Genomic DNA, 22,237 nt, shown 5'->3' on the forward strand with positions numbered 1-22,237 from the left:
AGGAAACATTCAACACTTAACACCAATGTGAAATTCTCTTACAAAAAATCTTACTAATTTCTTCTTTCCACGTTTTTCTCAACTTTTTTTCCAATTCAACTCCACAATATTCGACTGATTTAACACAGAAAAAACCTCTCCGAAAAGTTTTCCTCAATTTCAAGAATTTCACAACACACGTGTGTGGACGAGCTATGCGGCTTATATCTTTAAAAAATGCCGTTTCCAACTTTTCCACCGACACAATAACAACAACAATAATATTATTCTTATCTTAGCTTATCTTATCCTTCGGCTAAGAATTTTCACGGAGGAAAAATCACAATGAAGTTCATTTGCAATAAAACAGAAATAAGTGAGGCTATCAGTAACGTTTCAAGAGCAGTCTCACAGAAATCCACTATTCCCGCACTTGAAGGAATAAAAGTAAGATTATCGGCAGGAAGCGTTGAGCTTACTGCCTATAATCTTGAAATGGGTATACGCACTTCTATCAATGCAGATACCGAAGGAGAAGGCGAGTTTGTAGTAAGTGCAAGACTTTTCAGCGAATTCACAAGACGTATGTCAGGTGACGAGATAAAATTCGATATTGACGAGAATCTTGTTATAACTATTTCATGCAGCGCTACAGAGTGCAGCTTCTCTGCAATGTCTGCAAATGAATACCCCGAACTCCCTAAGGTAGACTCTGCAAGAAGCTTTTCTGTAAAGCAGAGCGTACTCAAATCAATGATAAATATGACAAGCTATGCTGCTTCACTCAACGAAAGCAAGCCAGTTCTTACAGGTGAGCTCTTCGATATCGAGGAGGGCAGCTTCAATATGGTAGCTATAGACGGTTTCCGTCTTGCCATAAGAAACGAGCTTACCGATTGCAGCGAGAAATATCATTTCGTTGTACCGAAAAAAGCTCTTATGGAGGTCTCAACACTTATCAGGGACGACGACGACGAGAAAATGTGTACTATCTGTACCAATGATCGCCATATCATCTTTGAGATCGGAAATGTATTCGTAATATCACGACTTCTTGAAGGAGTTTTCCATAACTATAAGCTCAGCATACCAAGCGGCTGCAAGACAGAAGTCATCATCAACAAGAGAGACTTCACTACCTGCCTTGAAAGATGTGCTCTCCTTATCGACGACAAGAACAAGTCACCTATACGCTGTGAAGTAGCAAACGGCGTGATAAAGGTAAGCTGCAAGACAGGCATAGGTAAGATAAATGATGCTATATCTGCCGATATTTCGGGCGAGGCCGTTACTATTGGCTTCAATAACAAGCTTATACTCGAAGCTCTGAAGGCAGCTGAAGGCGATAAGGTACGTCTTCGTTTCAACGGCGCAATGAAGGTAATAGAGATACTTCCCCTTGAAGGCGAAAGCTTCATATTCCTCATAATGCCGATACAGCTCAAGGGCTGATAAACGGAGCTAAAGCCGAAAAGTCGTATTATCCGCAGCCTTTACGGAAAGATGATAAAGATGTTAAAAAGACTTTTTTCACTTATAGCAGTTCTGTTCTGCTTGTTCATGCTACCATTTCACACCTTTGATACAAAGATGATGACCACTCACGCTGATTTCGGAGACTATGGTCTCGACAGTGACAGCGGAGGCGGTGGACATGGCAGCTACCACAGCTACGATGACAGCGGAAGCAGCGACTCCTCAGGAGGAGTTACACTTACCAAAAAAGAAACTGCTGTTATGTTTTCTGTAGTTGCTGTTGCTTCTGTATTGGTGATAATACTGCTGAGATATCTCAGTAAACGAAGCAGTAAGAAGATAGATCAGTACTATGAAGAGCATAAAAATGACAAGAGTTTGATGTATGACGTAAGTGACGAATGTATGAAGCTAAGGCAGCAGATAGACGAGGAAAGGTTCTGTGAGTATATCAGGGAGCTCTTCATAAAGCTTCAAAAAGCATGGGAGGAACAGGATCTGAGATTTGTCCGCGATACCATGACAGATGAGCTTTATGACCGTAATGATAAGCTGCTTCAAGTAAGATATATCAATTCCGACCGAACAAATAAGATCGAAGTGCTCAGCATTGATAATATTGAGATAATGACTATTCGCAATAACGGCGGCGGATATGCTATGGAAGCTAAATTTATTGCAGTAATGAAGGACTATGTTTTTGATAATAAAACAAAGGAAGTAGTAAGAGGCTCGGAATTCAGCAAAAGAAGAGAGTATAAATGGCTGCTTGTATGCGATGAAATGAGCCCTTATCCCGAAAAATGGAAGCTTTCACAGATAAGCTGCTGATATTTTCCCTTGAGAGGTGATATAAATGCCTGAAAACAGAATAAAAATAACTACCGAGTTCATAAAACTGGACGCACTTCTGAAATTTGCTTCAATGGTCGGTTCGGGCGGAGAAGCAAAGCAGCTCATACAGGACGGAGAAGTCCTTGTTAACGGTGAAGTATGCACTATGCGCGGCAAAAAGATACGTCCGGGCGATAAGGTGGAGCTTGACGGTCAAGAGGTAATCGTAGAGTGATAGTCACATATGCTGACATCGACGGTTTCAAAAATCTGAAGGGTATATCCTTTGCGCCTGATCCGAAATATAATATCATAGTCGGACCAAATGCGCAGGGAAAGACCAATCTTCTTGAAGCAATGTGGATACTTTCGGGCTGCAAGAGCTTCCGGGGCTCAAAGGAAAAGGACTATATATGTCTCGGCGGCGACCGTATGCAGTCGAAAATAAAGATACTTGACAGTGTACGCGAGCAGAAAATATCCTTTGAAATGACCAGAAGCACTGCAAATCCCAAGAATATCACCCTTAACGGCGTAAAACAGAAGGGTACGCGAGCACTTTTCGATGCTTTCAAGTGTATCGCTTTCATTCCCGATGATACTGAGATAGTAAAGGGTTCACCTGAGAAAAGGCGTAATTTCGTGGATATGGCAGCTTCGCAGCTCAATCCCGTTTTTGTAATGCATATAAACAAGAACAACGCTATTATGAACCAGAGAAATGCCCTTCTGAAAGGCATAATGCAGGGAAATACCGACCGCAGTATCCTCGAGATATGGGACAGACAGGCTTCACGAGAGGGAGCAGTCATATCCTATATGCGAAGCGAGTATATAAAAAAATTCAATGAGATATGCGGCAGACTTTACCGTACTATTTCGGGCGGTTCTGAGGAACTGGAACTTGAATACAAGTCAAATGTTTTCAGACCCGAGGACTTTGAAAAGCCCTGCGGTGATGAGGCATATGAGCAGTATTACAGAAAGCTTGCCGAAACAGCAGATTACGATATCAGAACGGGCAGCACCCATGCAGGTGTGAACCGTGATGAGATAATAATAAAAATAAACGGTGTGAGTGCGAAGGATTACGGCTCACAGGGACAGATAAAGAGTGCGGCTCTTGTTATGAAGCTTGCACAGGCAGAGATATTCATGCAGAAGTCAAAGGACGCACCTGTAATATTCCTTGATGATGTTATGGGCGAGCTTGACGAAAGCCGTCAGAGGTTCGTATTTGAGATAATAAAGGATATGCAGGTATTCATAACAACTCCGAATGAAAGTGCGCTTCTTCCCGAAATAAAGGGAAAGGTCCTGCATATAAGCGGCGGCAGCATAGCGGAGGAGGAAGAAAATGTATCTTCACATAGGGAATAGCTATTCTGTAGACGTAAGGGATATAGTGGGAGTTTTCGACATTGAGAATACAACTGTTGAAAAGTGTACCAAGAAGCTTCTTGAAAGAGCCGAAAAGGAAAAGCACTGTATCTACACCACCTATGAAATGCCGAAAAGCTTTATCGTTACTGTGAAAAACGGCAAGGAAAAGGTCTATATTTCACAGCTCTCCGCAGCGACTCTGCGAAAACGCCTCAAAGAGGGCGGAGGGTTTTGAAATGGAAAAACATGACCGCAGGCTGAATAGATTGCAGAATTACGATTATTCGCAGAATGGTCTGTATTTCATTACAATTTGTACCAAAGACAGAATACCATATTTATCGGAGATTTATGATGTAGGGAACGCCGCGCTCGGCGTACAAAAATCATCGGAACTCATGAGTGTAGGGGACGGCGTCCTCGACGTCCCGTATGTAAAATTAACAGAATATGGTAAAATTTTGAATGACCAGATAATCGAAATGAATTCGATTTATAAAAAATCGCAGATAATAAAATATGTTATTATGCCTGATCATTTACACATGATAATATATTTATTCGATGATGATAATGTTTTGGGTGGGACGTCGAGGACGCCGTCCCCTACAAATGCGGTTATTCCGTCAATTATATCAACGTTGAAGAGATTTGTTAATAAAAAAATAGGTCTCAATATATGGCAGCGTTCATTCCACGACCACATAATTCGCAATGAAAAGGAATTCCTTGAAATTTGCGATTACATTGACAATAATCCCATAAATTGGGTAAATGACATATACAACCAAAATTATTGGAGGTAAATCATGAGTCAGCAGAACAACAACTACGATGAAAACGACATACAAGTCCTTGAAGGACTTGAAGCGGTCCGCAAAAGACCCGGTATGTACATCGGCTCGACAGGTCCCGGGGGACTCCATCACCTCGTTTACGAGATAGTGGACAACTCTATCGACGAAGCTCTGGCAGGCTACTGTACAGAGATAACTGTTGAGATACTTGAAGGAGATATTATCCGCGTTTCCGATAACGGACGTGGTATACCTGTAGGTATCCACCCGAAGGAAGGCATCTCCGCAGCAACCGTTGTTTATACCATACTCCACGCAGGCGGTAAGTTCGGCGGCGGCGGATATAAGGTATCAGGCGGTCTCCACGGTGTCGGAGCTTCTGTAGTTAACGCTCTTTCCGAATGGCTGGAGCTTACCGTAAAGGACGGCGAGCACGTATACTTCCAGCGTTTTGAGCGCGGTCACTATGACGAACAGCTGAAAATCATCGGAGATACCACAGAAACAGGTACCAGCGTAATGTTCAAGGCTGATGACCAGATATTCGAGACTACTGTTTACAGCTATGAGATACTCCTCAGAAGACTTCGTGAACAGGCTTTCCTCAACGCAGGCATAAAGATAATATTCTCGGATAAGCGCGACAAGGATAATATTATCGGTGAAACTCTCCACTATGAGGGCGGTATCCGTCAGTTCGTGGAGCATATCCACAAGACCCGCGAGCTTGAAGCTATCAGCGGTGATGTTATATATATTTCAGGTACTCAGGGCGACTCTTTTGCCGAGATAGCTCTCCAGTACAACGACAGCTACAATGAAGTAATACTTTCATTTGCTAACAATATCCACACCAAGGACGGCGGTTCTCACGAAACAGGCTTCAAGAACGCCCTTACCAAGGTAATAAACGATTACGGAATGAAAATGGGCAAGATAAAGGATCCCAAGGACAAGCTGAAGGGCGAGGATGTCCGTGAGGGTCTTACAGCCATTATCTCCGTAAAGCTTACAGAATGTGAGTTCGAGGGACAGACAAAGGGTCGTCTCGGAAATCCCGAGGTACGCCCCTTCATCGAGAAAATGGTACAGGAAAAGCTTATGAATTTCCTGGAGGAAAATCCCGAGACCGCAAACCTTATCTTTGAAAAGAGCTTATCCGCACTTAAAGCCCGTGAGGCTGCAAAGCGAGCAAGAGAAGCAGAGCGTAAGAAGAACGCCTTCGGCAACGCTTCCATGCCCGAAAAGCTTGCAGACTGCTCTGAGCGTGACGCAAGATACACCGAAATATACATCGTCGAGGGAGATTCTGCGGGCGGTTCTGCAAAGCAGGGACGTGACAGACGCTTCCAGGCTATCCTTGCACTCTGGGGCAAGATGCTCAACGTTGAAAAGGCACGTATCGACAAGATATACGGCAACGACAAGCTTGAGCCTGTAGTTACCGCACTTGGTACAGGTATAGGTGAGGATTTCGATATAGAAAAGCTCCGTTACGGCAAAGTCATCATCATGGCTGATGCCGATGTTGACGGTATGCATATCAGAACTCTCCTGCTCACCTTCTTCTTCCGTTACATGAGACCTCTCATCACCAACGGAAATGTTTATATAGCTCAGCCTCCGCTTTTCAGAGTTGAGCGCAAGAAAAAGGTATACTACGCATTCTCCGACGAGGAGCGCGACAAATATATCGCAGAGCTTTCCGAGGAAGGAAAGTACAAGGACGTTGAAGTTCAGCGTTACAAAGGTCTTGGTGAGATGGATCCCGAGCAGCTCTGGGAGACCACTATGGATCCCGAGCACCGTACTATCGTAAGGATAGGCATGGAGGACGCTTTGAAGGCTGACGAGACATTCAGCATACTCATGGGCGACAAGGTAGAGCCGCGCCGCCTGTTTATCGAGAAAAACGCTAAATTCGCACAGGATCTTGATATATGATCGGAGCATCTATGGAAAAAAATTACAAACTCGAAAAGGAATTCAAGCTTCCTGCGGACACCTTCCGCGAGGCATACAGAGAATTTCAGAAAAAGTTCGTATACCCGAAAAGCAGGGTATATATGATAATTTTTGCAGCATTGGCTGTTGGAATACTCATATTCGGCATAATCAACATGAGCGATGCCCCGAAGAAACAGAAGTACATCACATATATTGCTTTTATCATGGCAGCAGCCTTTGCTTTCAGAGAGTGGTATACTCCGGAAAAGATGCGCCGAAATCTTACAGACTCGGTGAGATCGCTGGGCGAGCCTGTATATAAAATAGGCGTAGGTGACAAATATGTAGATATATCTACAGTTTCCGAGGATCTCAGCAATGTTCCCGAGGAAGAAAGAGAAACTGCACAGAATGAAGACCCTCTCCCCGAAAAGACAAGACTGAAAGTCGATGAAGGCTTTCAGCTCATGGAATATGACAAATTTTTCCTGATGCTTGCAGGAAAGGAGTCATTCTACATACTTCCGAAGGACGGCTTTTCCGAGTCCGAGCTTGAAATAGTCAGAGGGACTGTAAAGTAATTTTATTCAGGAATATAATTGCAGCATCAGCCTGCCGTATCTACATAGAAAAAATACATAATATCTCGACTGGAGGTAAAAAATTTTGCTATATCAGGACAATTCAAAGGTAATAAATACCGAGATAGTTGACGAAATGGAAAATTCCATGCTCAATTATGCCATGTCGGTAATTGTTTCCAGAGCACTTCCCGATGTAAGAGACGGTCTGAAGCCCGTACACAGAAGAATACTGTATACGCTCCATGAAAACGGACTTACTCCCGAGAAGCCATACCGTAAGTGTGCCGATACAGTCGGTGCGGTTCTGGGACGTTATCATCCACACGGCGATGCATCGGTATATGACGCACTTGTAAGACTTGCGCAGGATTTCTCTATGCGCTATCCCCTTGTTGACGGTCACGGAAACTTCGGTTCCATCGACGGCGACGGCCCTGCGGCTTACCGTTATACCGAGGCTAAAATGGCAAGGCTCACACTTGATATGCTCACGGATATCAACAAGGAGACCGTTGACTTTACATCGAACTACGACGACCGTCTGAAAGAGCCTGTGGTACTTCCTTCCCGTTTCCCTAACCTTCTGGTAAACGGCTCTGTAGGTATCGCAGTAGGTATGGCTACAAATATACCTCCCCACAATCTCGGAGAGGTAATTGACGCATTACAGCTCCTTATAGACGACCCCGACTGCACCCTTGAACAGCTCATGGAGCACATTCAGGGACCTGATTTCCCAACAGGCGGTATAATCATGGGCAGAGCAGGCATACGTGCTGCTTATGCTACAGGAAAGGGCAAGATAACTCTGCGCAGCCGTACTCACTTCGAGGAGATAAAGGGCAGAAACTGCATCATAATCGACGAGATACCTTATATGCTCCGTAAGGAGAGACTTCTCAAGAGCATCAATCAGCTTGCAAGAGACAAGCGTATCGAGGGACTTTACGACCTCCGCGACGAGTCCGACAAGGACGGTATGAGAGTAGTTATCGAGCTGAAAAAGGACGCTATACCTAATATCGTTCTCAACAAGCTCTTTGCGCTCACACAGCTTCAGGACACAGTCGGCATAATCATGCTGGCTCTCGTAAACAACGAGCCTAAGATACTAACACTGAAGCAGATGCTCCAGCACTACCTTGATTTCCAGGTAGACGTAATACAGAGAAGAACCCGCTTCGACCTGAGAAAGGCTCTCGAAAGAGCTCATATTTTACAGGGCTTCGTGCTTGCTGCTGATTATATCGACGAGGTTATCGCAATAATCCGTTCAAGTGCAACTGTACAGGACGCAAAGACACGTATGATGGAGCGTTTCAGCGATGTTGATATGTCTGCACTTCTTGACCGTGCTCAGTACGATCTTACAGGACTTCACATCGAAGCTCAGACAGGTCTTTCCGAGGAACAGGCTGAGGCTATCGTACAGATGCGTTTAGGACAGCTCACAGGTCTCGAAAGACAGAAGATAACCGATGAACTTTACGGACTTCTCACAAAGATATCCGATTATGAGGATATCCTTGCAGATGTGAACCGTGTTTACGGCATAATCCTTGATGACCTCAATACTATCCGCAAAAAGTTCAGCGACAAGCGCCGTACAGACATCGAAAATGTCAGCGGTGAGGTGGATATCGAGGACCTTATCCCCGAGGAGGACTGCGTTGTAACTCTTACAAACAACGGCTATATCAAGCGTATGCCGCTTACAGAGTACAAGACACAGCACCGCGGCGGACGCGGAATAACAGGTATGAAGCAGCGTGATGAGGACTTCGTTGAGGAAATGTTCATCTGCGGCTCACATGACAATATCCTGTTCATATCCAACAAGGGTATCATGTACAAGCTGAAATGCTATGAGATACCTGACGGTTCAAAGGCATCAAGAGGATTTAACCTCATAAATCTGCTTCCTCTCACAGAAAATGAGAAGATAGCTGCAATGATAAAGACCACTGACTTCGGTGACGACAAGTTCATCACTATGGTCACAAAGAACGGCAAGATAAAGAGGACTAACCTTTCACTTTACAAGAATGTCCGCAAGAACGGTCTTATCGCTATAGGACTTGACGAGGGCGACGAGATAGAGGGAGTCCGCATGACAGACGGCAACGCTCAGCTCTTTGTTGCAACTCATAACGGTATGGTTATCCGTCTTGAAGAGAGCAAGATGAGAGCACTTTCACGTTCGGCTCACGGCGTAAGAGCTATAAAGCTCCGCGACGGCGACTATGTTGTAAGCATGGCAAGAGTACGTGAGGGAGCAACTCTCCTGACAGTTACCGAAAACGGCTACGGAAAGCGTACAGAGCTTGAAAGCTACCGTATACAGAACCGCGGCGGCTACGGACTTACAAACTACAAGGTCGATGATATACGCGGACACGTCTGCGGCATCAAGATAGTTGACGAGGAGGACGATATAATCCTCGTATCAAGCGACGGCATCATTATCAGAATACTTGCAAGCGATATCCGTGTAATGGGACGTATCGCAAAGGGCGTTCGCGTAATGAGAGTCAGCGAGGGTGCAAATGTAGTTGCATTCACCCGTGCAGAGCATGACGATAATGCCGAGACCGAAAAAGTGGAGCAGCTCACAGAAGAGCAGGCAAAGGCTGCGGAAGCTGAGGCTGCACTTGAAGAGCAGAACGAGGTAATAATCGAAGCAGACTCTGAGGACGAGGAGAATGAGGAATAAGACTGAAAGGAGCTTTCTTAAATTCAGGGAAAGTCCCTTTACAGCACTTGTAATAACGGTGCTGAGCCTTTTCTGTCAGTTTCTGAACTGGTTTGCATACGAAAAAATAGGTTACGTATGGGGCATCACATTAGTGACGCCCCTCGTAATATGTGCAATGTATCATGCCGTACAGCTTGACGGCGGATGCGAGGGCAGTTTTTCGCGGCGGTTCTTTTTTTTATTTTCGGTGGTGATACCGCTTCTTACGGGGATACTGCTGACAGTGATAATGCTGCTTTCAGCACCTGAGATAAGCGTATTTTCGCCAGAAGCCGAGTACAAAGGAACGGTCCGCGAGGCAATAGCCACCTATGCCGGCAGATTTATTTTTACATCGCTGTATCTGCTGATATTTGCGGTAATAGATCATTTTATACTGAAAAGACTTGATGAAAAAAGGAAAACACAGTGAAATACATTATATTTATCGTTATTATACTGTTTGTGGCATATGCTGTTTTTGAAAATTTCTGTATTCTCACAATAAGGCGTGAAAAACTCGGAAAAGGCGTAAAAATAGTACACCTTTCCGATCTGCACAGAAGGCGTTTCGGGGTAAATAATATAAGGCTCTGCGAAAAGGTAAAGGAGCAGTTTCCCGACATTATAATACTCAGCGGCGACCTTATAACCAGATATGAACAGGATCTTTCCTGTGCTGAGGCTACTCTGAAGGCACTTTGCAGAATAGCTCCCGTATTTATGATATATGGCAATCACGAGCAGAGCATTTCCGAGGCAATGCGTCCCGAATTTGAAGCTATGCTGGAAAGAAGTCACGTTATACTGCTGAAAAACGACTGCTCCGAGATAAATGTCAACGGCAGACACCTGAAAATATACGGACTCCTTGAGGATTACGGAGTATACAAGAAAAACGGCGGCTACAGGGAGCTTGACACAATAAAGACTGCCGACCTTGAAAGGCTTTTGGGAAAGTGTCCCGAGGGCGAGGTGCTGCTCATGGCGCATAATCCTTTTTTCGGGGAAGCATATGCGGAATGGGGAGCAAAGTACACCTTCAGCGGTCATGTTCACGGCGGTGCAGTGCGTATTTTCGGTATTGCAATGCTTTCTCCCGAGAGAAAATTCTTTCCTAAATATGCAAAAGGAGTCTATAACATCGGCGGTATGAAGCTGCTTGTGTCGGCTGGTCTGGGAAAGCTGAGACTTTTTGATCCGCCTGAGATAGTAGTCTATGAGATATGAATTTACGCCGAAAATACGGCAAATATAATTAGAAGCAATCCTCCTGCCCATGAGAGATCATGGCGCAGAGAGGATATTTTTCTGCCCGTAAAAGAGCCGAGTGAAAGTGCGGCAGCTCCGCAGACAAAGGCTGCTGAAAATGCTGTAAACGGCGATATATCGCCGTAACCGCAGCTTATTCCCGTTGCGGCGGAGTCAAGTGAGCTTGCAAGTGCAAGGGCGGCAGCTTCACCTGCGGATATGAGCTTTGAGTGGTCGGCATCTGCGGCAGTATCATCGAGGTAAAGCTTTAATATAAGGGGACTGCCGCCCATTTTTACCGAAAGCTCACCTCTGTCGGAGATACGTCGGATAAGGCTTCTCACGAGGCTTTTTGCGATAGTAAGAGCTCCAAGAGTTATGAGTACGGCAGCTCCGCATAATCTGAATATACCGAGAGGAACAATACTGCACAGGAGCTGTGAAAAGGCTATGGATATACCGAGTACGGCAGCGCATATAAAGTCTATGACAGCAGCCGACAGTATCGGTATTTTTATGCCGCTGTTGCAGCAGGCTGCGGCGGCAAGGAATGTATCAATACTTACAATGAATGCGAGGAATATTTCTTTCAGCAAAGCATTACACCTCCGCATTATCATATGCGGTGAGTAAGATTTTAGTGAGTAGTAGGACTGGCGTCCACGACAGCCCACCTATTCCGAAATAACCATATGTAGGGGCTGATGCCCACATCAGCCCCTACGACTTACTGGCGGACTGCCAAAGGCAGCCCCTACATTTTGATACATCTGCGCAAGCAGACACATTAACTCTCAACTAATAAAACGTGTTCTGTTATGTAATAATAAATTTGATATGCAAAATTATTATTTTTTATTGACTTTCCGAGGAAATACGGGTATAATTAAAATATATTAAATTTTTGCAGGGAGGGGTTGAATTGATAGCAGGTGTTTCTACAGCTTGCCTGTATCCGAAACCCCTTGAGGAAGCACTTTACGACCTTGCGTTAAACGGTGTTTCCTGTGTGGAGATATTTATAAATACTCATTCTGAGCTTAAAAAGGGCTATGCTCACGGAATGGCAAATCTGCTGAAAAGATTTGATGTAAGGTGTCCTTCTGTACACCCTTTTACCTGTGAGATAGAACCTCTTATGTTCTTTTCGGAATATGAGCGCAGAATGAATGATATACTTGAATATTACAAGCTGTACTTCCGTTTTATGAACATCGTGGGAGCAAATGTTTTCGTATTTCACGGCGGAAAGCCGTCATCTGTGTGTACTCCCGAGCTTTACTGTGAAAGGTATTCAAGGCTTTATCGTCTTGGCAGGGAGTTTGGTGTTACGGTAGCTGTGGAAAATGTATCACGGTGCAAGAGCGGTTCGTCAGCGTTTGTAAAAGAAATAAAGAATATGCTGGGCAATGAGTTTGCCTTTGTGCTTGATACAAAGCAGGCGATACGTTCAAACGAAAATCCTATGAAATTTCTCGATATAGTCGGCGATAAGATAGCTCATGTACACATAAGCGACTCGGGAGAAATGGGAGACTGTCTGCTCATAGGCAGAGGCAGGTTTAATTTCAAACAGTTTTTTGAAAAGCTGAATGGATATAATCCCGATTGCAGTGTAGTCCTTGAGCTTTACAGAAGCGGTTTTTCAGGCATAAGCGATCTTATTTCCAGCTACAACATACTCACGAAAATGACCGAGCCTTACGGCGGGGAGCAGAAAATATGAAATGTCCTTACTGTGGATTTGAAGACCTTAAAGTTATAGACTCACGTCCTGCAGAAGACAAAACAAGGCGCAGGCGTGAATGTACAAGATGCGGAGAAAGATTTACTACCTATGAAGCAGTAGAGGTACCGCTTTTAATGGTGGAAAAACGCGACGGAAGCGTACAGCTTTTCGATAAGACAAAGCTTATAAACGGCATAGTTTCCGCAATAAAAAAGAGACCTGTCTCTGCGGAAAAGGTTACTGAGATAGCTAACTATGTTGAGAATTATTACGCAAATGCATTGAGAACAGTTGCAAAATCCTCGGAAATAGGCGAGCTGGTCCTTGAAAGACTCAGGGATATAGACCCTATCTCCTACATAAGATTTGCATCTGTATATAAGGATTTCACTGATATCGACAGCTTTGTAGCCGCTATCAGCGAATTTAACGAAAAGTGTGAAAGATCGGAGAAAGGCTCCGATCAGTAAATAATGGAGGTATATTTGTATGGATAATCTTGAAAACATTCTCGAACAGTTCAATGACCTGGACACTGAAAGGACATTTAACGACTATGATTCGAACAAAAGCGGCGTTTTCGCTATTTTTGCGTATCTGCTGCCTATTCTTTTCTTCCTGCCCTATGTAAGTGACAATAATTCCGCATACTGTAAATTTCACTCAAATCAGAGCTTTATATGGCTGCTTACTGTCATAGTTGTGGGAATACTTTGCTCCATTTTAGGACTGGTCCCTATAATAGGCTTCATCGCAAAAAGAATATTCTTTCCTTTGTTCGTGCTTGCTGTTGACCTTGCATTCGTTGTTGGCAGCTTAAAGGGCAAGGCATACAGACTCCCCTTCGTAGGAAGTCTTATAAACATATTCTGATTCAGCTCACAGGCATTCTGATGCTGCCGCCGTCCTCGCTGTAGACCATTGAGGCGACAGCTTTATCATCGCATACCAGTAATTCTGCAAGCATTTTCATGTTCTCGGGACTGTAATTCTTTACCTCATAGGTATAAAGTCTTGCACTTCTTCCCGAGTATTCACGCAGAGGCAGACCCTGTCTGTCCTGCATTTCGGCATATTCCTCATAGATATCCGAAAACTCATGGGGTATTATTATATCCCTTTCGGATATTTCTTCCACCTCCCAGCCGTGAGAAGCAAAATAGCCTATGCGCTGAGAAGCATCAGCGGCTTGTGGAAGCTGTGGTGGGATAGCTTCATTTTTTCCGCAGGAAGCAAGAGCAAATGCGGCTGCGGCAAATACCATAAAAGTGAATTTTTTCATGTGAGACAACTCCGTTTCCGATATGACGTATACAGGGCATATCAATACATCTTATTCGCAGAGGGCGGAATATATTCCGAAGGGAGAAGCAATGGCACAGATAAGGCTTGACAAGTTCATTTCCGAAAGGACAGAATATACAAGAAGTCAGATAAAGGAGCTTGCGGCAAAGGGCATGATACGCCTTGATGGTGCTGTTGTGAAAAAGTCGGATACAAAGATAGACTCCGAGTCGTCGGAGGTGGAGGTATGCGGACAGAAAATAGGTACATCACGGTATAAGTATATACTCCTTAACAAGCCGCAGGGCTATGTATGCTCTACCGACGAAAAGGACGGAGAAACGGTATTGAAGCTGATACCACCTGAAATTCGCACAAAGGGAATGTTCCCCGCAGGAAGGCTCGACAAGGATTCAATAGGTGCGCTGCTCATAACAGATGACGGCGAACTGGCGCATAAAATGTTATCTCCGAAACACCATATACCCAAAATTTATATTGTGAAACTTGCCAGACCATTTGAGAATAATTATATTAACAAATTTGAGAAAGGCATAGTTTTAGCAGACGGTGAGGCTTGTCTGCCTGCTCGTTTGCAAAAAGCTAAAAATAGCGATAGACTGGCGTTTGTTGAATTGTATGAGGGAAAATATCATCAGGTCAAAAGAATGTTTGCCGCTGTTGGTAACCATGTAGAACTGCTTATGAGAGTTTCTCTCGGATCACTGGTTCTGCCCGAAAAACTGGCAATCGGAGAGTGTATGGAATTATTGCACAAAGATGTTGAAAACTTGTTCAAAGGGCAGGATTTTGAAGTATTTTGCAGCCGATATTCGGCTGTTTTTTCGGCAAATCTAATAAACAACCATTTATAAGTTTGGCGATTTAGCAACTTGAAATGTTATGAAAAATGTGCTATTATATTATCATAGCTGATAATGGAATAAAATAATCGGCATTATATTTTGAACTGGAGGACTGGATTAAATGGCAGGCTTAACACTTAAAGGCATTTATAAGAAATATCCGGGCGGCGTAGTTGCTGTTTCAGATGTTAATTTAGAGATAAGAGATAAGGAGTTTATCGTTCTTGTTGGACCGTCTGGCTGCGGTAAATCAACAACACTTCGTATGATCGCCGGACTCGAGGAGATCTCAGAGGGCGAACTTTACATCGGCGACCGTCTCGTAAACGATATTGCTCCTAAGGACAGAGATATTGCGATGGTTTTCCAGAACTACGCTCTTTATCCTCATATGACAGTATTTGATAACATGGCATTCGGACTTAAGCTCCGTAAGGTTCCAAGACCTGAGATCGAGAGAAAGGTTAACGAAGCTGCTAAGATACTTGACCTTACACACCTTCTTGACAGAAAGCCAAAGGCTATGTCAGGTGGTCAGAGACAGAGAGTTGCTCTCGGTCGTGCTATCGTTCGTTCACCTAAGGTATTCCTTCTCGACGAGCCTCTTTCAAACCTCGATGCTAAGCTCCGTGCTCAGATGAGAACCGAGATCGCTAAGATCCACAAGAAGCTCGGTACTACATTTATTTACGTAACTCATGACCAGACAGAGGCTATGACAATGGGTGACAGAATCGTTTGTATGAAGGACGGTTTCGTTCAGCAGATCGATACACCTCAGAACCTCTATGAGAACCCTGTAAACAAGTTCGTTGCAGGCTTCCTCGGCTCACCTCAGATGAACTTCATCGACGCAGAGCTCAAGGAAGAGTATGGTCAGTATATAGTTGAATTCGGTGCTTCAAACGGCAGAGGAAACAGATACCAGATCATCGTTCCTGAGTCAAAGGTAAACGAAGAGCTCAACAACTATGTTGGCAAGGAGATCGTTCTCGGTGTTCGTCCTGAGTCTATCCACGATGAAGAGATGTATCTCTCAAATGCTTCAACAGGTGTTATTGATGCTAACGTTGAAATCACAGAAATGATGGGTGCTGAGACATACCTCTATCTCCTTTGTGAGGGTATTCCGCTTACAGCACGAGTAAGCCCAAGATCAACAGCAAGACCTGGTGATGATATCAAGGTTGCTATTGATCCTAACAGAATCCACATCTTTGATAAGGAAACTGAAAAGGCTATTGTAAACTGATTAATTCTTTTCATATTTATCCTTTCTTTCTTGGTACACAACGTCGGGAGATGTTGTGTACACGCAAACTACCGCAGTATTTTTACTGCGGTTTTTTGTTGTAATAAAAATAAATCGGAGGCAAAAATGACTGAAATAAGGAAATATCTTGAAGAACACAAACAGGAAATGATCGACCTGCTTGCAGAGCTCGTTGCAATTCCCAGTATACAGGGAAAAGCCGAGGAGGGAGCACCCTTCGGCAAAGAGCCTGCAAGAGCACTTGAGGTAATGCTGAAAAAGTGCGAGGAGGCAGGTTTTAAAGTTGATAATGTTGAAAACTATGCAGGCTCGGCAGACATAAACGATGCTCCTGCACAGCTTGCGGTGCTTACGCATCTTGACGTAGTCCCCGTAGGTACGGGCTGGACTACCGATCCGTTCGTACTTCGCTATGAAGCCGATACTGATAAGCTGGTAGGACGCGGAGCTATTGACGATAAAGGACCTGCCGTAGCTGCATTTTTTGCTGCAAGAGCACTTAAAGATCTCAGTATACCGCTGAAAAAGGGAGTACGTCTTATTTTTGGAACTAACGAGGAGAACGGCTCGGCAGATCTTGCATATTACCGTAAAAAGCGCGAATTACCGCCAATGGTGTTTACTCCTGACGGCGAGTACCCTGTTATAAATGCGGAAAAGGGTATGCTTAGGGTGTATTTTTCATCTGATTTTGATGACGATGAGATACTTGAAGTACAGGCAGGAACTGTCATAAACGCTGTTCCTCAGTTCTGCACGGTAACAATGGAAAATGACGAAGGAGAGCCTGTTGAGGCTGTTTATGAGGGTGCTTCTGCTCACGCTTCAACTCCCGAAAAGGGCGAAAACGCAATAACCCAGTTCCTTGAAAGCTACTGTGGAGAAAATATGTTGATAACCTCTCTTGCCCAGCTTTTCCCACATGGTGAAACAAACGGCAAGAGCTGCGGACTCGGCTTCCGTGACGATTTATCGGGAGATATGACCTGTGTACTGTCCATGCTGAATACAGATATGGGCAGGATAAGCGGCGGAATTGATATTCGCTTCCCACTTGACCGTAAAAAGGCGGAGATAAGCGAAATTATCTGCGGCGCACTTGAAAATGCAGGCTTTACCGTTGACTCCTGCGAGGGAGTTGAGCCTCACTGCACCGACGAAAACAGCGAATTCGTTAAGGGACTTCTCCGTGTCTATGAGCGTGTAACAGGCGACAAAGGGCGCTGTATAGCCATTGGCGGCGGAACCTATGTCCACGAGATAGAGGGTGGAGTTGCCTTTGGTGCGGAATTCCCCAACGAGGACGGTCGTATGCACTCGCCCGATGAGTTCATAACATCGGCAAATCTGCTGAGAAATGCGGAGATAATGGCTGAGGCTATGGCAGAGCTGTGCTGTTGAGTTTTCAACAAATAAGCGTGAAACGTTGAAAAATAAAACAGATAATAACTTGGGTTGTACTATGTAGGGAACGCCGTCATCGGCGTTCCTTTTGCTTATCTGTCTTTCTTGTGAGTTGTTGTGGACTTTTCGTCATGTTCCTTGTCGCCGTCAAGACCGTCGATAACGTCATCAGCGGCGTTCTGAGCACCGTCTATCAGTTCCTTGCCTGCATCTCCTGCGCCGTCAACGATGTCCTTGCCTGCGTCACCGATACCGTCTGCGGCATCGTCAACGCGGTCACGAATACGGTCGTCACCTTTTCTGTCAGTGGTGGTTTCATAAGTTTTATCGGTTGTGTTTTCACTTATTACAGAGCCGTTTCCGTCGTCTGTATAATGGCCGTCGTTATTATCTCCGCAGCCTGTAAGAGTTGCACAAACCGTAAAAAATATGGAGCATATTGCTAAAAGCTTTTTCATACAAATCATATCCTTTACAGAGTATTGTTGTGGAGTCGTTTTCCACAACTTATTTTTATTGTTTACTCATTTTCCCTGATTATCCACATGGTTTTCAACTTTTCCGCCCTTCCAGAAAGTGTATTTTACGTTGTTTTCCACTATTTCAACAGAGTTATCAACAATCGAACATATGACTCCACAACCAATTCAACACCATGTTGAAAACTTTTCCACCCGTTTGTGAAATATAATTAGGACTATATTGCTGTAAATTTTTGGTTAAAAGTTGTTTCTGCTTGAATAATGTCGCAGGCTGTGTTATAATAAATCGTAATTCATATCAGGTATGGGCGTGTTTCGTGCGCCTGTTTATTGATGTTTCCAAAAAGTAAGGAGTAGAAATGTTTGAAGGATTTTCGCAGGAGGCACTGGAGTTCCTCCTTGGCATAAGGCATAATAACAATAAAGACTGGTTCGAGCCGCGTAAAAAGGTATACACAGAGAAGATATTCGAGCCCATGAAGGCATTGGGAGAGGAGCTTTTTTCGCCTTTTTCCGATATAGACGGCATGATGTACAAAGTGGGCAGGATATACCGCGATGAGAATTTCGCGCCCTATCTGCATTACCGCGATACTATGTGGATATATGTCCGCTATGATGCGTGGTACTGGAACAAGACTCCCACCCTGTATTTTGAGCTTTCTCCCGAGGGAGCGGAGTTCGGCTTCCGTATCTCGAAGCCTGAAGCTGCTGTTATGGAGCGTTTCCGCAGTCAGCTCAGTGAGGATGCAGCACCGTTTCTCAACATTATCTCAGAACTTGTTGAAAACTATGGACTTACAGTAGGCGGTGACGAATATAAGCGCAAAAAGCCCTGTCCCACACCTGAACTGGAAAAGTATTTCATCAAAAAGGGACTCAGCGTGTACACTAAGGTCAGTGATCCTGCGGAGCTTTTCAGCCGAAAAATAGCCGAGCATACAGCCGAGGTGTTCAAGGCTGTCCAGCCTTTGAACGATTATTTCCACGAAATTGTTGAAATCGAGGAGCTTGCAAAGGCACTTCTAAAAGAGAAAAAGGAGCAGCAGCTCTTAGAGCCCGAGCCCGAGATAAACATGGTAAAAGCACCCGATGTTGAATTCATGTGGTAGGCAGCGTGACGCTGCAACCTTGCCCCGTTGCCGCTCATAAACTCGCTCACTTTTTCCAAAACCGTTACCCGTACATCGCTTACGGCACATTGTATATTATATGCGGAACGAATCAAATCTGTATGGGCGGATATTATCCGCCCATACAATAATTCCTAATTCCGCATTCCGAATTTAAAAAAGCCCTCTTACGTCCTCAAAGGTGAGAGTCGGCTGTAATGCGAGGTTTATACCGAATGCAAGGAGCTGTGAAGCGCGTTCGGTCAGGCGGTCGATATCACGGGGAGTTACCATTATATTTGGCAATTCTCTGCTTATCTCCTGACCTGTGAGACTTCTCACTATTGTGTGCATATCCACGACTGTAGGGATTCCCACGGCGATAACCGGTATACCGCAGAGCTTCTCGGAAAGCTCCATGCGACGGTTTGAAACGCCGCTCCCCGGGGATATGCCCGTGTCCGTTATCTGTATAGTTGTACCGAGTCGGCTTATATCGCTGCAAGCGAGAGCATCAACGGCAATGATAGCTTCCGGCTTTATTTCGGCTGATACAGCACGTATAAGCTCCGCGGACTCAATTCCTGTCTGTCCCATTACTCCCCCCGAAAAGGTGCTGACACTTCTGAGGGAGGTCAGGAACTTCTCATCGTCATTTTCAAGCTCATCGCTGAGATGCCGTGTAGCAAGTACCCTTGAAGCTGTCTGCGGACCTATGGCGTCTGGCGTAATATCGTTATTTCCGAGACCTGCAACAAGTACAGCTCCCTCGGGGATAAGCCGCGAAAGCTCGTTGGCAAGCTCCTGTGCCATGAGCTTATAATCGTCGGAAAAACGGCTTAAACTGCCGCCCTCAAGGGTGATGTAGCGTCCCCTGCCTTTGCCTATGGTGGAAAGGCAGCTGTCATCGTCAATGATTATCTCTGTAATGCTGAAAGAACTGCCCCTTGTTGAGATATGAACGCTTTCGGGCAGGTGGTCATAAGAGAGGCTTTCGAGAGCAAGATCGGTGCGAATATTCATATATTCCTCCATATTGTGCATTTTGCTTTAATTGTGGAAAAAATTTATCACTATTATTTCACTTTTAGATATTGAAAACAATGTGGAAAAATGTTATAATTATATTTGTCTCAGTATGGCAGCTGTGCGTTGCAGCTGTCGGGAGTGAACGAACCCGTGTTTGCTCCTATTATCTGTAAAATGCGGACGATTATTCCGCCTGCATAATTCAAGGAGGTGTAACAAAATGCCAAACATTAAGTCTGCTAAGAAGAGAGTAAAGGTTAACGCAACAAAGGCTGCTGCTAACAAGGCAAGAAAGTCAAATCTCAAGACTGTTCTCAAGAAGGCTGATGCAGCTGTAGCAACAGGTGCTGCTGATAAGGCAGAGGCAATCAAGGTTGCTATCAAGAGAGTTGATCAGGCTTGCGCAAAGGGTCTTATGCACAAGAATAAGGCTGCAAGAAAGAAGTCTCAGCTCGCTAAGAAGCTCAATGCTGCTGAATAATAGGTCTTTTTTGATCATATAAGAATTAACCCCTTGCGGACAACTCACGGTCTGCAAGGGGGTTTTGTTTTTTTCAGTGATTGGTGTAGGGGCGGCGGAACGCCGCTTAAAAGTTGAGAGTAAGGTGTCTGCTTACGCAGACGGATCAAAATGTAGGGGCTGCCTTTGGCAGCCCGTGAATTAAACAATGTTGATATCCGTTTTGCGGCGATATCATTTTCTTTTGGTCGGTATTTTATGTTTAATCTGATCGAGAAGTATGATTATCTCTCCCATACCATATACCACGAGTCCCGAGGTAAAGGCTGTGAATATACCTATTATCATTGTTGCAAGCGAGAAATCTTTTTTCATTGCATTGAAAGCAACTACTGACAAAAAACCTAATACCCATAATATGATACCGACTACTTGAAGAGCATTGCCCGTACTGTTTTTCTTGTCTTCGGAATAATCGTCAGCAGGGGTTTTTAGCTCCAGTTTTGCGGTTAGAAAAGCACATTCAGGACAGATAGCGTCCTCTTCATTTATCCATTTAGCATTTTCTTCACTTATTTCCTTTGCACATAAGAGACATTTCATATTTAAAGCTCCTTTTTATCATTTGATTAGGACTATATGTCCTAATATTATTATACTTGTTTTGTATGTATTTGTCAATACTTTCCACGAATATTACAACTAAATATGCAAATTACAAATTTGTAAAGATTTACAATTTTTTGATTAGGACTATCTGTCCTATATTCTCTTAAAAAAACGCTCCTGTTTTATAATAATACATAGAATTGTTGTAATATTACAACTACAGGAGGGAAAGTATGTTCGTCAGGATAAGAAATCTTCGTGAAGATAACGACAAGACACAGCGAGAAGTATCCGATTATCTTTTCTGCGACCAGTCTCTCTACTCAAAGTATGAACGTGGACTCCGCGATGTACCCGTGGATATCATCATCAAGCTTGCGGAGCTATACGACACCAGCACGGATTATATACTTGGTCTGACCGATGAAAAGGCGAAATATCCCACAAAAAAGTGAACCCCTTACTTTGACAGTAAGGGGATTTTTCAGCTAAAATTAGATTTTGCAATTTCACGGAGAACGTGTTCCATTACCTCTTCAGGAGTAGGAACTTTTCCGTTGCCGATCTTATTGATAGGTGCATTCGGATCCTTGCAGGCTTCGGCAATAGTTTTTTCCATTTCACGTTTCACTTCATCTTCACTTATGCCATTTTTTAATGCAACGCTTTTAAAAATATCATCAGTCATTGCAAATCCCCCTTTTCGTTATTATAATAATAGATTGCTTACCGATAAAAAGCAATAGCTAATCGTTAAAAAGTGTATTTCTTTCTTATAATTTGTTAAGATTATATAAGAAAGGAACGATTTTAATGTCAAGGTCAATGAAAATATCCAAAGAAAACGAATTCAAGTACATTCAGCTTGGTTTGAATATAGCCTATTACAGAAAGCTTCAGGGACTTACACAGGAAGAGCTTGCGGAAATATCGGGAATAAGCCGCTCGCACATAAGTGCGATATAAGCTCCGAACATTATTCAGAACGTATCGCTTGAAGTAAT

At 44.0% G+C, this 22,237-nt stretch carries 27 protein-coding genes; 21 read left to right on the plus strand and 6 right to left on the minus strand.

Annotated elements, in window-relative coordinates; all coding sequences use genetic code 11:
- Positions 1–324: 324 nt before the first annotated feature.
- From dnaN to BUB28_RS00160, 11 genes are all read left to right on the plus strand, one after another.
- Positions 325–1,431 (plus strand): DNA polymerase III subunit beta, encoded by a 1,107-nt coding sequence (gene dnaN / locus BUB28_RS00110; RefSeq protein WP_072947596.1) that lies wholly within the window; start codon positions 325–327, stop codon positions 1,429–1,431.
- Positions 1,432–1,482: 51 nt separating this feature from the next.
- On the plus strand, positions 1,483–2,286 hold the full coding sequence (locus BUB28_RS00115; RefSeq protein ID WP_081373316.1) for a Tim44 domain-containing protein: 804 nt from the start codon (positions 1,483–1,485) through the stop codon (positions 2,284–2,286).
- 25 nt (positions 2,287–2,311) lie between these two features.
- Positions 2,312–2,524, plus strand: coding sequence for a S4 domain-containing protein YaaA (gene yaaA, locus BUB28_RS00120; protein WP_072947599.1), 213 nt, complete (start codon positions 2,312–2,314; stop codon positions 2,522–2,524).
- Positions 2,521–3,669 (plus strand): DNA replication/repair protein RecF, encoded by a 1,149-nt coding sequence (gene recF / locus BUB28_RS00125; RefSeq protein WP_072947601.1) that lies wholly within the window; start codon positions 2,521–2,523, stop codon positions 3,667–3,669. The genes yaaA and recF overlap by 4 nt, the downstream gene beginning before the upstream one ends.
- Positions 3,647–3,907 carry an extracellular matrix regulator RemB gene (gene remB, locus BUB28_RS00130; RefSeq protein WP_072947602.1) on the plus strand — a complete coding sequence of 87 codons (261 nt, stop codon included), beginning with the start codon at positions 3,647–3,649 and terminating at the stop codon, positions 3,905–3,907. Before recF ends, remB begins: the two co-directional genes overlap by 23 nt.
- Before the next feature lies 1 nt (position 3,908).
- On the plus strand, positions 3,909–4,478 hold the full coding sequence (locus BUB28_RS00135) for a transposase (RefSeq protein WP_072947604.1): 570 nt from the start codon (positions 3,909–3,911) through the stop codon (positions 4,476–4,478).
- 3 nt (positions 4,479–4,481) lie between these two features.
- Complete coding sequence (gyrB, locus tag BUB28_RS00140) at positions 4,482–6,413, plus strand: DNA topoisomerase (ATP-hydrolyzing) subunit B (protein WP_072947605.1); 1,932 nt, start codon at positions 4,482–4,484, stop codon at positions 6,411–6,413.
- An 11-nt stretch (positions 6,414–6,424) separates the two neighbouring features.
- Positions 6,425–6,997: a YcxB family protein gene (locus BUB28_RS00145; protein ID WP_242939892.1), complete on the plus strand. Its 573-nt coding sequence runs from the start codon at positions 6,425–6,427 to the stop codon at positions 6,995–6,997.
- Positions 6,998–7,082: 85 nt separating this feature from the next.
- Complete coding sequence (gene gyrA / locus BUB28_RS00150) at positions 7,083–9,713, plus strand: DNA gyrase subunit A (RefSeq protein WP_072947609.1); 2,631 nt, start codon at positions 7,083–7,085, stop codon at positions 9,711–9,713.
- The gene (locus BUB28_RS00155) at positions 9,703–10,167 is read left to right on the plus strand and encodes a hypothetical protein (protein ID WP_072947611.1); all 465 of its coding nucleotides are present in this window, start codon (positions 9,703–9,705) and stop codon (positions 10,165–10,167) included. The genes gyrA and BUB28_RS00155 overlap by 11 nt, the downstream gene beginning before the upstream one ends.
- Complete coding sequence (locus tag BUB28_RS00160; RefSeq protein ID WP_072947613.1) at positions 10,164–10,964, plus strand: metallophosphoesterase; 801 nt, start codon at positions 10,164–10,166, stop codon at positions 10,962–10,964. The genes BUB28_RS00155 and BUB28_RS00160 overlap by 4 nt, the downstream gene beginning before the upstream one ends.
- A gap of 2 nt (positions 10,965–10,966) precedes the next feature.
- On the opposite strand, the gene BUB28_RS00165 is transcribed toward BUB28_RS00160, so the two are convergent.
- Positions 10,967–11,581: a manganese efflux pump gene (locus tag BUB28_RS00165; RefSeq protein WP_072947614.1), complete on the minus strand. Its 615-nt coding sequence runs from the start codon at positions 11,579–11,581 to the stop codon at positions 10,967–10,969.
- A 326-nt stretch (positions 11,582–11,907) separates the two neighbouring features.
- On the opposite strand from BUB28_RS00165, the gene BUB28_RS00170 reads away from it, so the two are divergent.
- The 3 genes from BUB28_RS00170 to BUB28_RS00180 are packed head-to-tail and all read left to right on the plus strand — an operon-like array spanning position 11,908 to position 13,587.
- Positions 11,908–12,711 carry a sugar phosphate isomerase/epimerase family protein gene (locus BUB28_RS00170; protein WP_072947616.1) on the plus strand — a complete coding sequence of 268 codons (804 nt, stop codon included), beginning with the start codon at positions 11,908–11,910 and terminating at the stop codon, positions 12,709–12,711.
- Positions 12,708–13,184, plus strand: coding sequence for a transcriptional regulator NrdR (gene nrdR / locus BUB28_RS00175; protein ID WP_072947618.1), 477 nt, complete (start codon positions 12,708–12,710; stop codon positions 13,182–13,184). The genes BUB28_RS00170 and nrdR overlap by 4 nt, the downstream gene beginning before the upstream one ends.
- A 19-nt stretch (positions 13,185–13,203) precedes the next feature.
- Positions 13,204–13,587, plus strand: a complete 384-nt coding sequence (locus BUB28_RS00180) for a magnetosome magnetite crystal formation protein family (RefSeq protein WP_072947620.1) — start codon at positions 13,204–13,206, stop codon at positions 13,585–13,587.
- A gap of 1 nt (position 13,588) precedes the next feature.
- Here the strand turns inward: BUB28_RS00180 and BUB28_RS00185 are convergent, their stop codons facing one another.
- Positions 13,589–13,996, minus strand: a complete 408-nt coding sequence (locus BUB28_RS00185) for a DUF4830 domain-containing protein (RefSeq protein WP_072947621.1) — start codon at positions 13,994–13,996, stop codon at positions 13,589–13,591.
- A gap of 91 nt (positions 13,997–14,087) precedes the next feature.
- Here BUB28_RS00185 and BUB28_RS00190 point away from each other — a divergent pair, with 91 nt between their 5' ends.
- The 3 genes from BUB28_RS00190 to BUB28_RS00200 all read left to right on the plus strand — a co-directional run bounded on the left by BUB28_RS00190 (position 14,088) and on the right by BUB28_RS00200 (position 17,538).
- Complete coding sequence (locus BUB28_RS00190) at positions 14,088–14,873, plus strand: pseudouridine synthase (protein ID WP_072947623.1); 786 nt, start codon at positions 14,088–14,090, stop codon at positions 14,871–14,873.
- 112 nt (positions 14,874–14,985) lie between these two features.
- The gene (locus BUB28_RS00195; RefSeq protein WP_072947624.1) at positions 14,986–16,116 is read left to right on the plus strand and encodes an ABC transporter ATP-binding protein; all 1,131 of its coding nucleotides are present in this window, start codon (positions 14,986–14,988) and stop codon (positions 16,114–16,116) included.
- A 126-nt stretch (positions 16,117–16,242) separates the two neighbouring features.
- Positions 16,243–17,538, plus strand: a complete 1,296-nt coding sequence (locus BUB28_RS00200; protein ID WP_072947626.1) for a Sapep family Mn(2+)-dependent dipeptidase — start codon at positions 16,243–16,245, stop codon at positions 17,536–17,538.
- A 95-nt stretch (positions 17,539–17,633) separates the two neighbouring features.
- Here BUB28_RS00200 and BUB28_RS00205 read toward each other — a convergent pair whose 3' ends face one another.
- The gene (locus BUB28_RS00205) at positions 17,634–17,999 is read right to left on the minus strand and encodes a hypothetical protein (RefSeq protein WP_072947627.1); all 366 of its coding nucleotides are present in this window, start codon (positions 17,997–17,999) and stop codon (positions 17,634–17,636) included.
- 383 nt (positions 18,000–18,382) lie between these two features.
- On the opposite strand from BUB28_RS00205, the gene BUB28_RS00210 reads away from it, so the two are divergent.
- Positions 18,383–19,135, plus strand: a complete 753-nt coding sequence (locus BUB28_RS00210; RefSeq protein WP_072947629.1) for a DUF2461 family protein — start codon at positions 18,383–18,385, stop codon at positions 19,133–19,135.
- A gap of 174 nt (positions 19,136–19,309) precedes the next feature.
- On the opposite strand, the gene gpr is transcribed toward BUB28_RS00210, so the two are convergent.
- Entirely contained in the window at positions 19,310–20,158 is an 849-nt protein-coding gene (gpr, locus tag BUB28_RS00215) for a GPR endopeptidase (RefSeq protein ID WP_072947630.1), read from the minus strand.
- A 226-nt stretch (positions 20,159–20,384) separates the two neighbouring features.
- Between gpr and rpsT the strand changes: the two genes are divergently transcribed.
- Positions 20,385–20,645, plus strand: a complete 261-nt coding sequence (gene rpsT / locus BUB28_RS00220; protein WP_072947633.1) for a 30S ribosomal protein S20 — start codon at positions 20,385–20,387, stop codon at positions 20,643–20,645.
- Between the two features lie 213 nt (positions 20,646–20,858).
- Here the strand turns inward: rpsT and BUB28_RS00225 are convergent, their stop codons facing one another.
- A complete protein-coding gene (locus BUB28_RS00225; RefSeq protein WP_072947634.1) occupies positions 20,859–21,227 on the minus strand; it encodes a hypothetical protein in 369 nt (122 codons plus the stop codon).
- A gap of 239 nt (positions 21,228–21,466) precedes the next feature.
- Here BUB28_RS00225 and BUB28_RS00230 point away from each other — a divergent pair, with 239 nt between their 5' ends.
- Complete coding sequence (locus tag BUB28_RS00230) at positions 21,467–21,688, plus strand: helix-turn-helix domain-containing protein (RefSeq protein WP_072947636.1); 222 nt, start codon at positions 21,467–21,469, stop codon at positions 21,686–21,688.
- A gap of 29 nt (positions 21,689–21,717) precedes the next feature.
- Here BUB28_RS00230 and BUB28_RS00235 read toward each other — a convergent pair whose 3' ends face one another.
- Positions 21,718–21,921, minus strand: coding sequence for a hypothetical protein (locus BUB28_RS00235; protein WP_072947637.1), 204 nt, complete (start codon positions 21,919–21,921; stop codon positions 21,718–21,720).
- Between the two features lie 125 nt (positions 21,922–22,046).
- Between BUB28_RS00235 and BUB28_RS17555 the strand changes: the two genes are divergently transcribed.
- Positions 22,047–22,199 (plus strand): helix-turn-helix domain-containing protein, encoded by a 153-nt coding sequence (locus BUB28_RS17555; RefSeq protein ID WP_347497168.1) that lies wholly within the window; start codon positions 22,047–22,049, stop codon positions 22,197–22,199.
- Positions 22,200–22,237: the final 38 nt, after the last annotated feature.

It is taken from the genome of Ruminococcus flavefaciens, from assembly GCF_900143025.1.
Taxonomy (GTDB): Bacteria; Bacillota; Clostridia; order Oscillospirales; family Ruminococcaceae; genus Ruminococcus; species Ruminococcus flavefaciens_I.

What these genes read in the sequence shown, in the direction of transcription:
- BUB28_RS00135 (WP_072947604.1), top strand. Translation starts at nt 3,909, where the DNA reads ATGGAAAAACATGACCGCAGGCTGAATAGATTGCAGAATTACGATTAT.
- BUB28_RS00115 (WP_081373316.1), top strand. Translation starts at nt 1,483, where the DNA reads ATGATAAAGATGTTAAAAAGACTTTTTTCACTTATAGCAGTTCTGTTC.
- BUB28_RS00205 (WP_072947627.1), bottom strand. Translation starts at nt 17,999, where the DNA reads ATGAAAAAGCTTTTAGCAATATGCTCCATATTTTTTACGGTTTGTGCA.
- BUB28_RS17555 (WP_347497168.1), top strand. Translation starts at nt 22,047, where the DNA reads ATGTCAAGGTCAATGAAAATATCCAAAGAAAACGAATTCAAGTACATT.
- BUB28_RS00180 (WP_072947620.1), top strand. Translation starts at nt 13,204, where the DNA reads ATGGATAATCTTGAAAACATTCTCGAACAGTTCAATGACCTGGACACT.
- BUB28_RS00210 (WP_072947629.1), top strand. Translation starts at nt 18,383, where the DNA reads ATGTTTGAAGGATTTTCGCAGGAGGCACTGGAGTTCCTCCTTGGCATA.
- BUB28_RS00200 (WP_072947626.1), top strand. Translation starts at nt 16,243, where the DNA reads ATGACTGAAATAAGGAAATATCTTGAAGAACACAAACAGGAAATGATC.
- BUB28_RS00185 (WP_072947621.1), bottom strand. Translation starts at nt 13,996, where the DNA reads ATGAAAAAATTCACTTTTATGGTATTTGCCGCAGCCGCATTTGCTCTT.
- yaaA (WP_072947599.1), top strand. Translation starts at nt 2,312, where the DNA reads ATGCCTGAAAACAGAATAAAAATAACTACCGAGTTCATAAAACTGGAC.
- nrdR (WP_072947618.1), top strand. Translation starts at nt 12,708, where the DNA reads ATGAAATGTCCTTACTGTGGATTTGAAGACCTTAAAGTTATAGACTCA.
- BUB28_RS00145 (WP_242939892.1), top strand. Translation starts at nt 6,425, where the DNA reads ATGGAAAAAAATTACAAACTCGAAAAGGAATTCAAGCTTCCTGCGGAC.
- BUB28_RS00190 (WP_072947623.1), top strand. Translation starts at nt 14,088, where the DNA reads ATGGCACAGATAAGGCTTGACAAGTTCATTTCCGAAAGGACAGAATAT.
- dnaN (WP_072947596.1), top strand. Translation starts at nt 325, where the DNA reads ATGAAGTTCATTTGCAATAAAACAGAAATAAGTGAGGCTATCAGTAAC.
- remB (WP_072947602.1), top strand. Translation starts at nt 3,647, where the DNA reads ATGTATCTTCACATAGGGAATAGCTATTCTGTAGACGTAAGGGATATA.
- gpr (WP_072947630.1), bottom strand. Translation starts at nt 20,158, where the DNA reads ATGAATATTCGCACCGATCTTGCTCTCGAAAGCCTCTCTTATGACCAC.
- BUB28_RS00230 (WP_072947636.1), top strand. Translation starts at nt 21,467, where the DNA reads ATGTTCGTCAGGATAAGAAATCTTCGTGAAGATAACGACAAGACACAG.
- BUB28_RS00195 (WP_072947624.1), top strand. Translation starts at nt 14,986, where the DNA reads ATGGCAGGCTTAACACTTAAAGGCATTTATAAGAAATATCCGGGCGGC.
- rpsT (WP_072947633.1), top strand. Translation starts at nt 20,385, where the DNA reads ATGCCAAACATTAAGTCTGCTAAGAAGAGAGTAAAGGTTAACGCAACA.
- BUB28_RS00225 (WP_072947634.1), bottom strand. Translation starts at nt 21,227, where the DNA reads ATGAAATGTCTCTTATGTGCAAAGGAAATAAGTGAAGAAAATGCTAAA.
- BUB28_RS00235 (WP_072947637.1), bottom strand. Translation starts at nt 21,921, where the DNA reads ATGACTGATGATATTTTTAAAAGCGTTGCATTAAAAAATGGCATAAGT.
- gyrB (WP_072947605.1), top strand. Translation starts at nt 4,482, where the DNA reads ATGAGTCAGCAGAACAACAACTACGATGAAAACGACATACAAGTCCTT.
- BUB28_RS00155 (WP_072947611.1), top strand. Translation starts at nt 9,703, where the DNA reads ATGAGGAATAAGACTGAAAGGAGCTTTCTTAAATTCAGGGAAAGTCCC.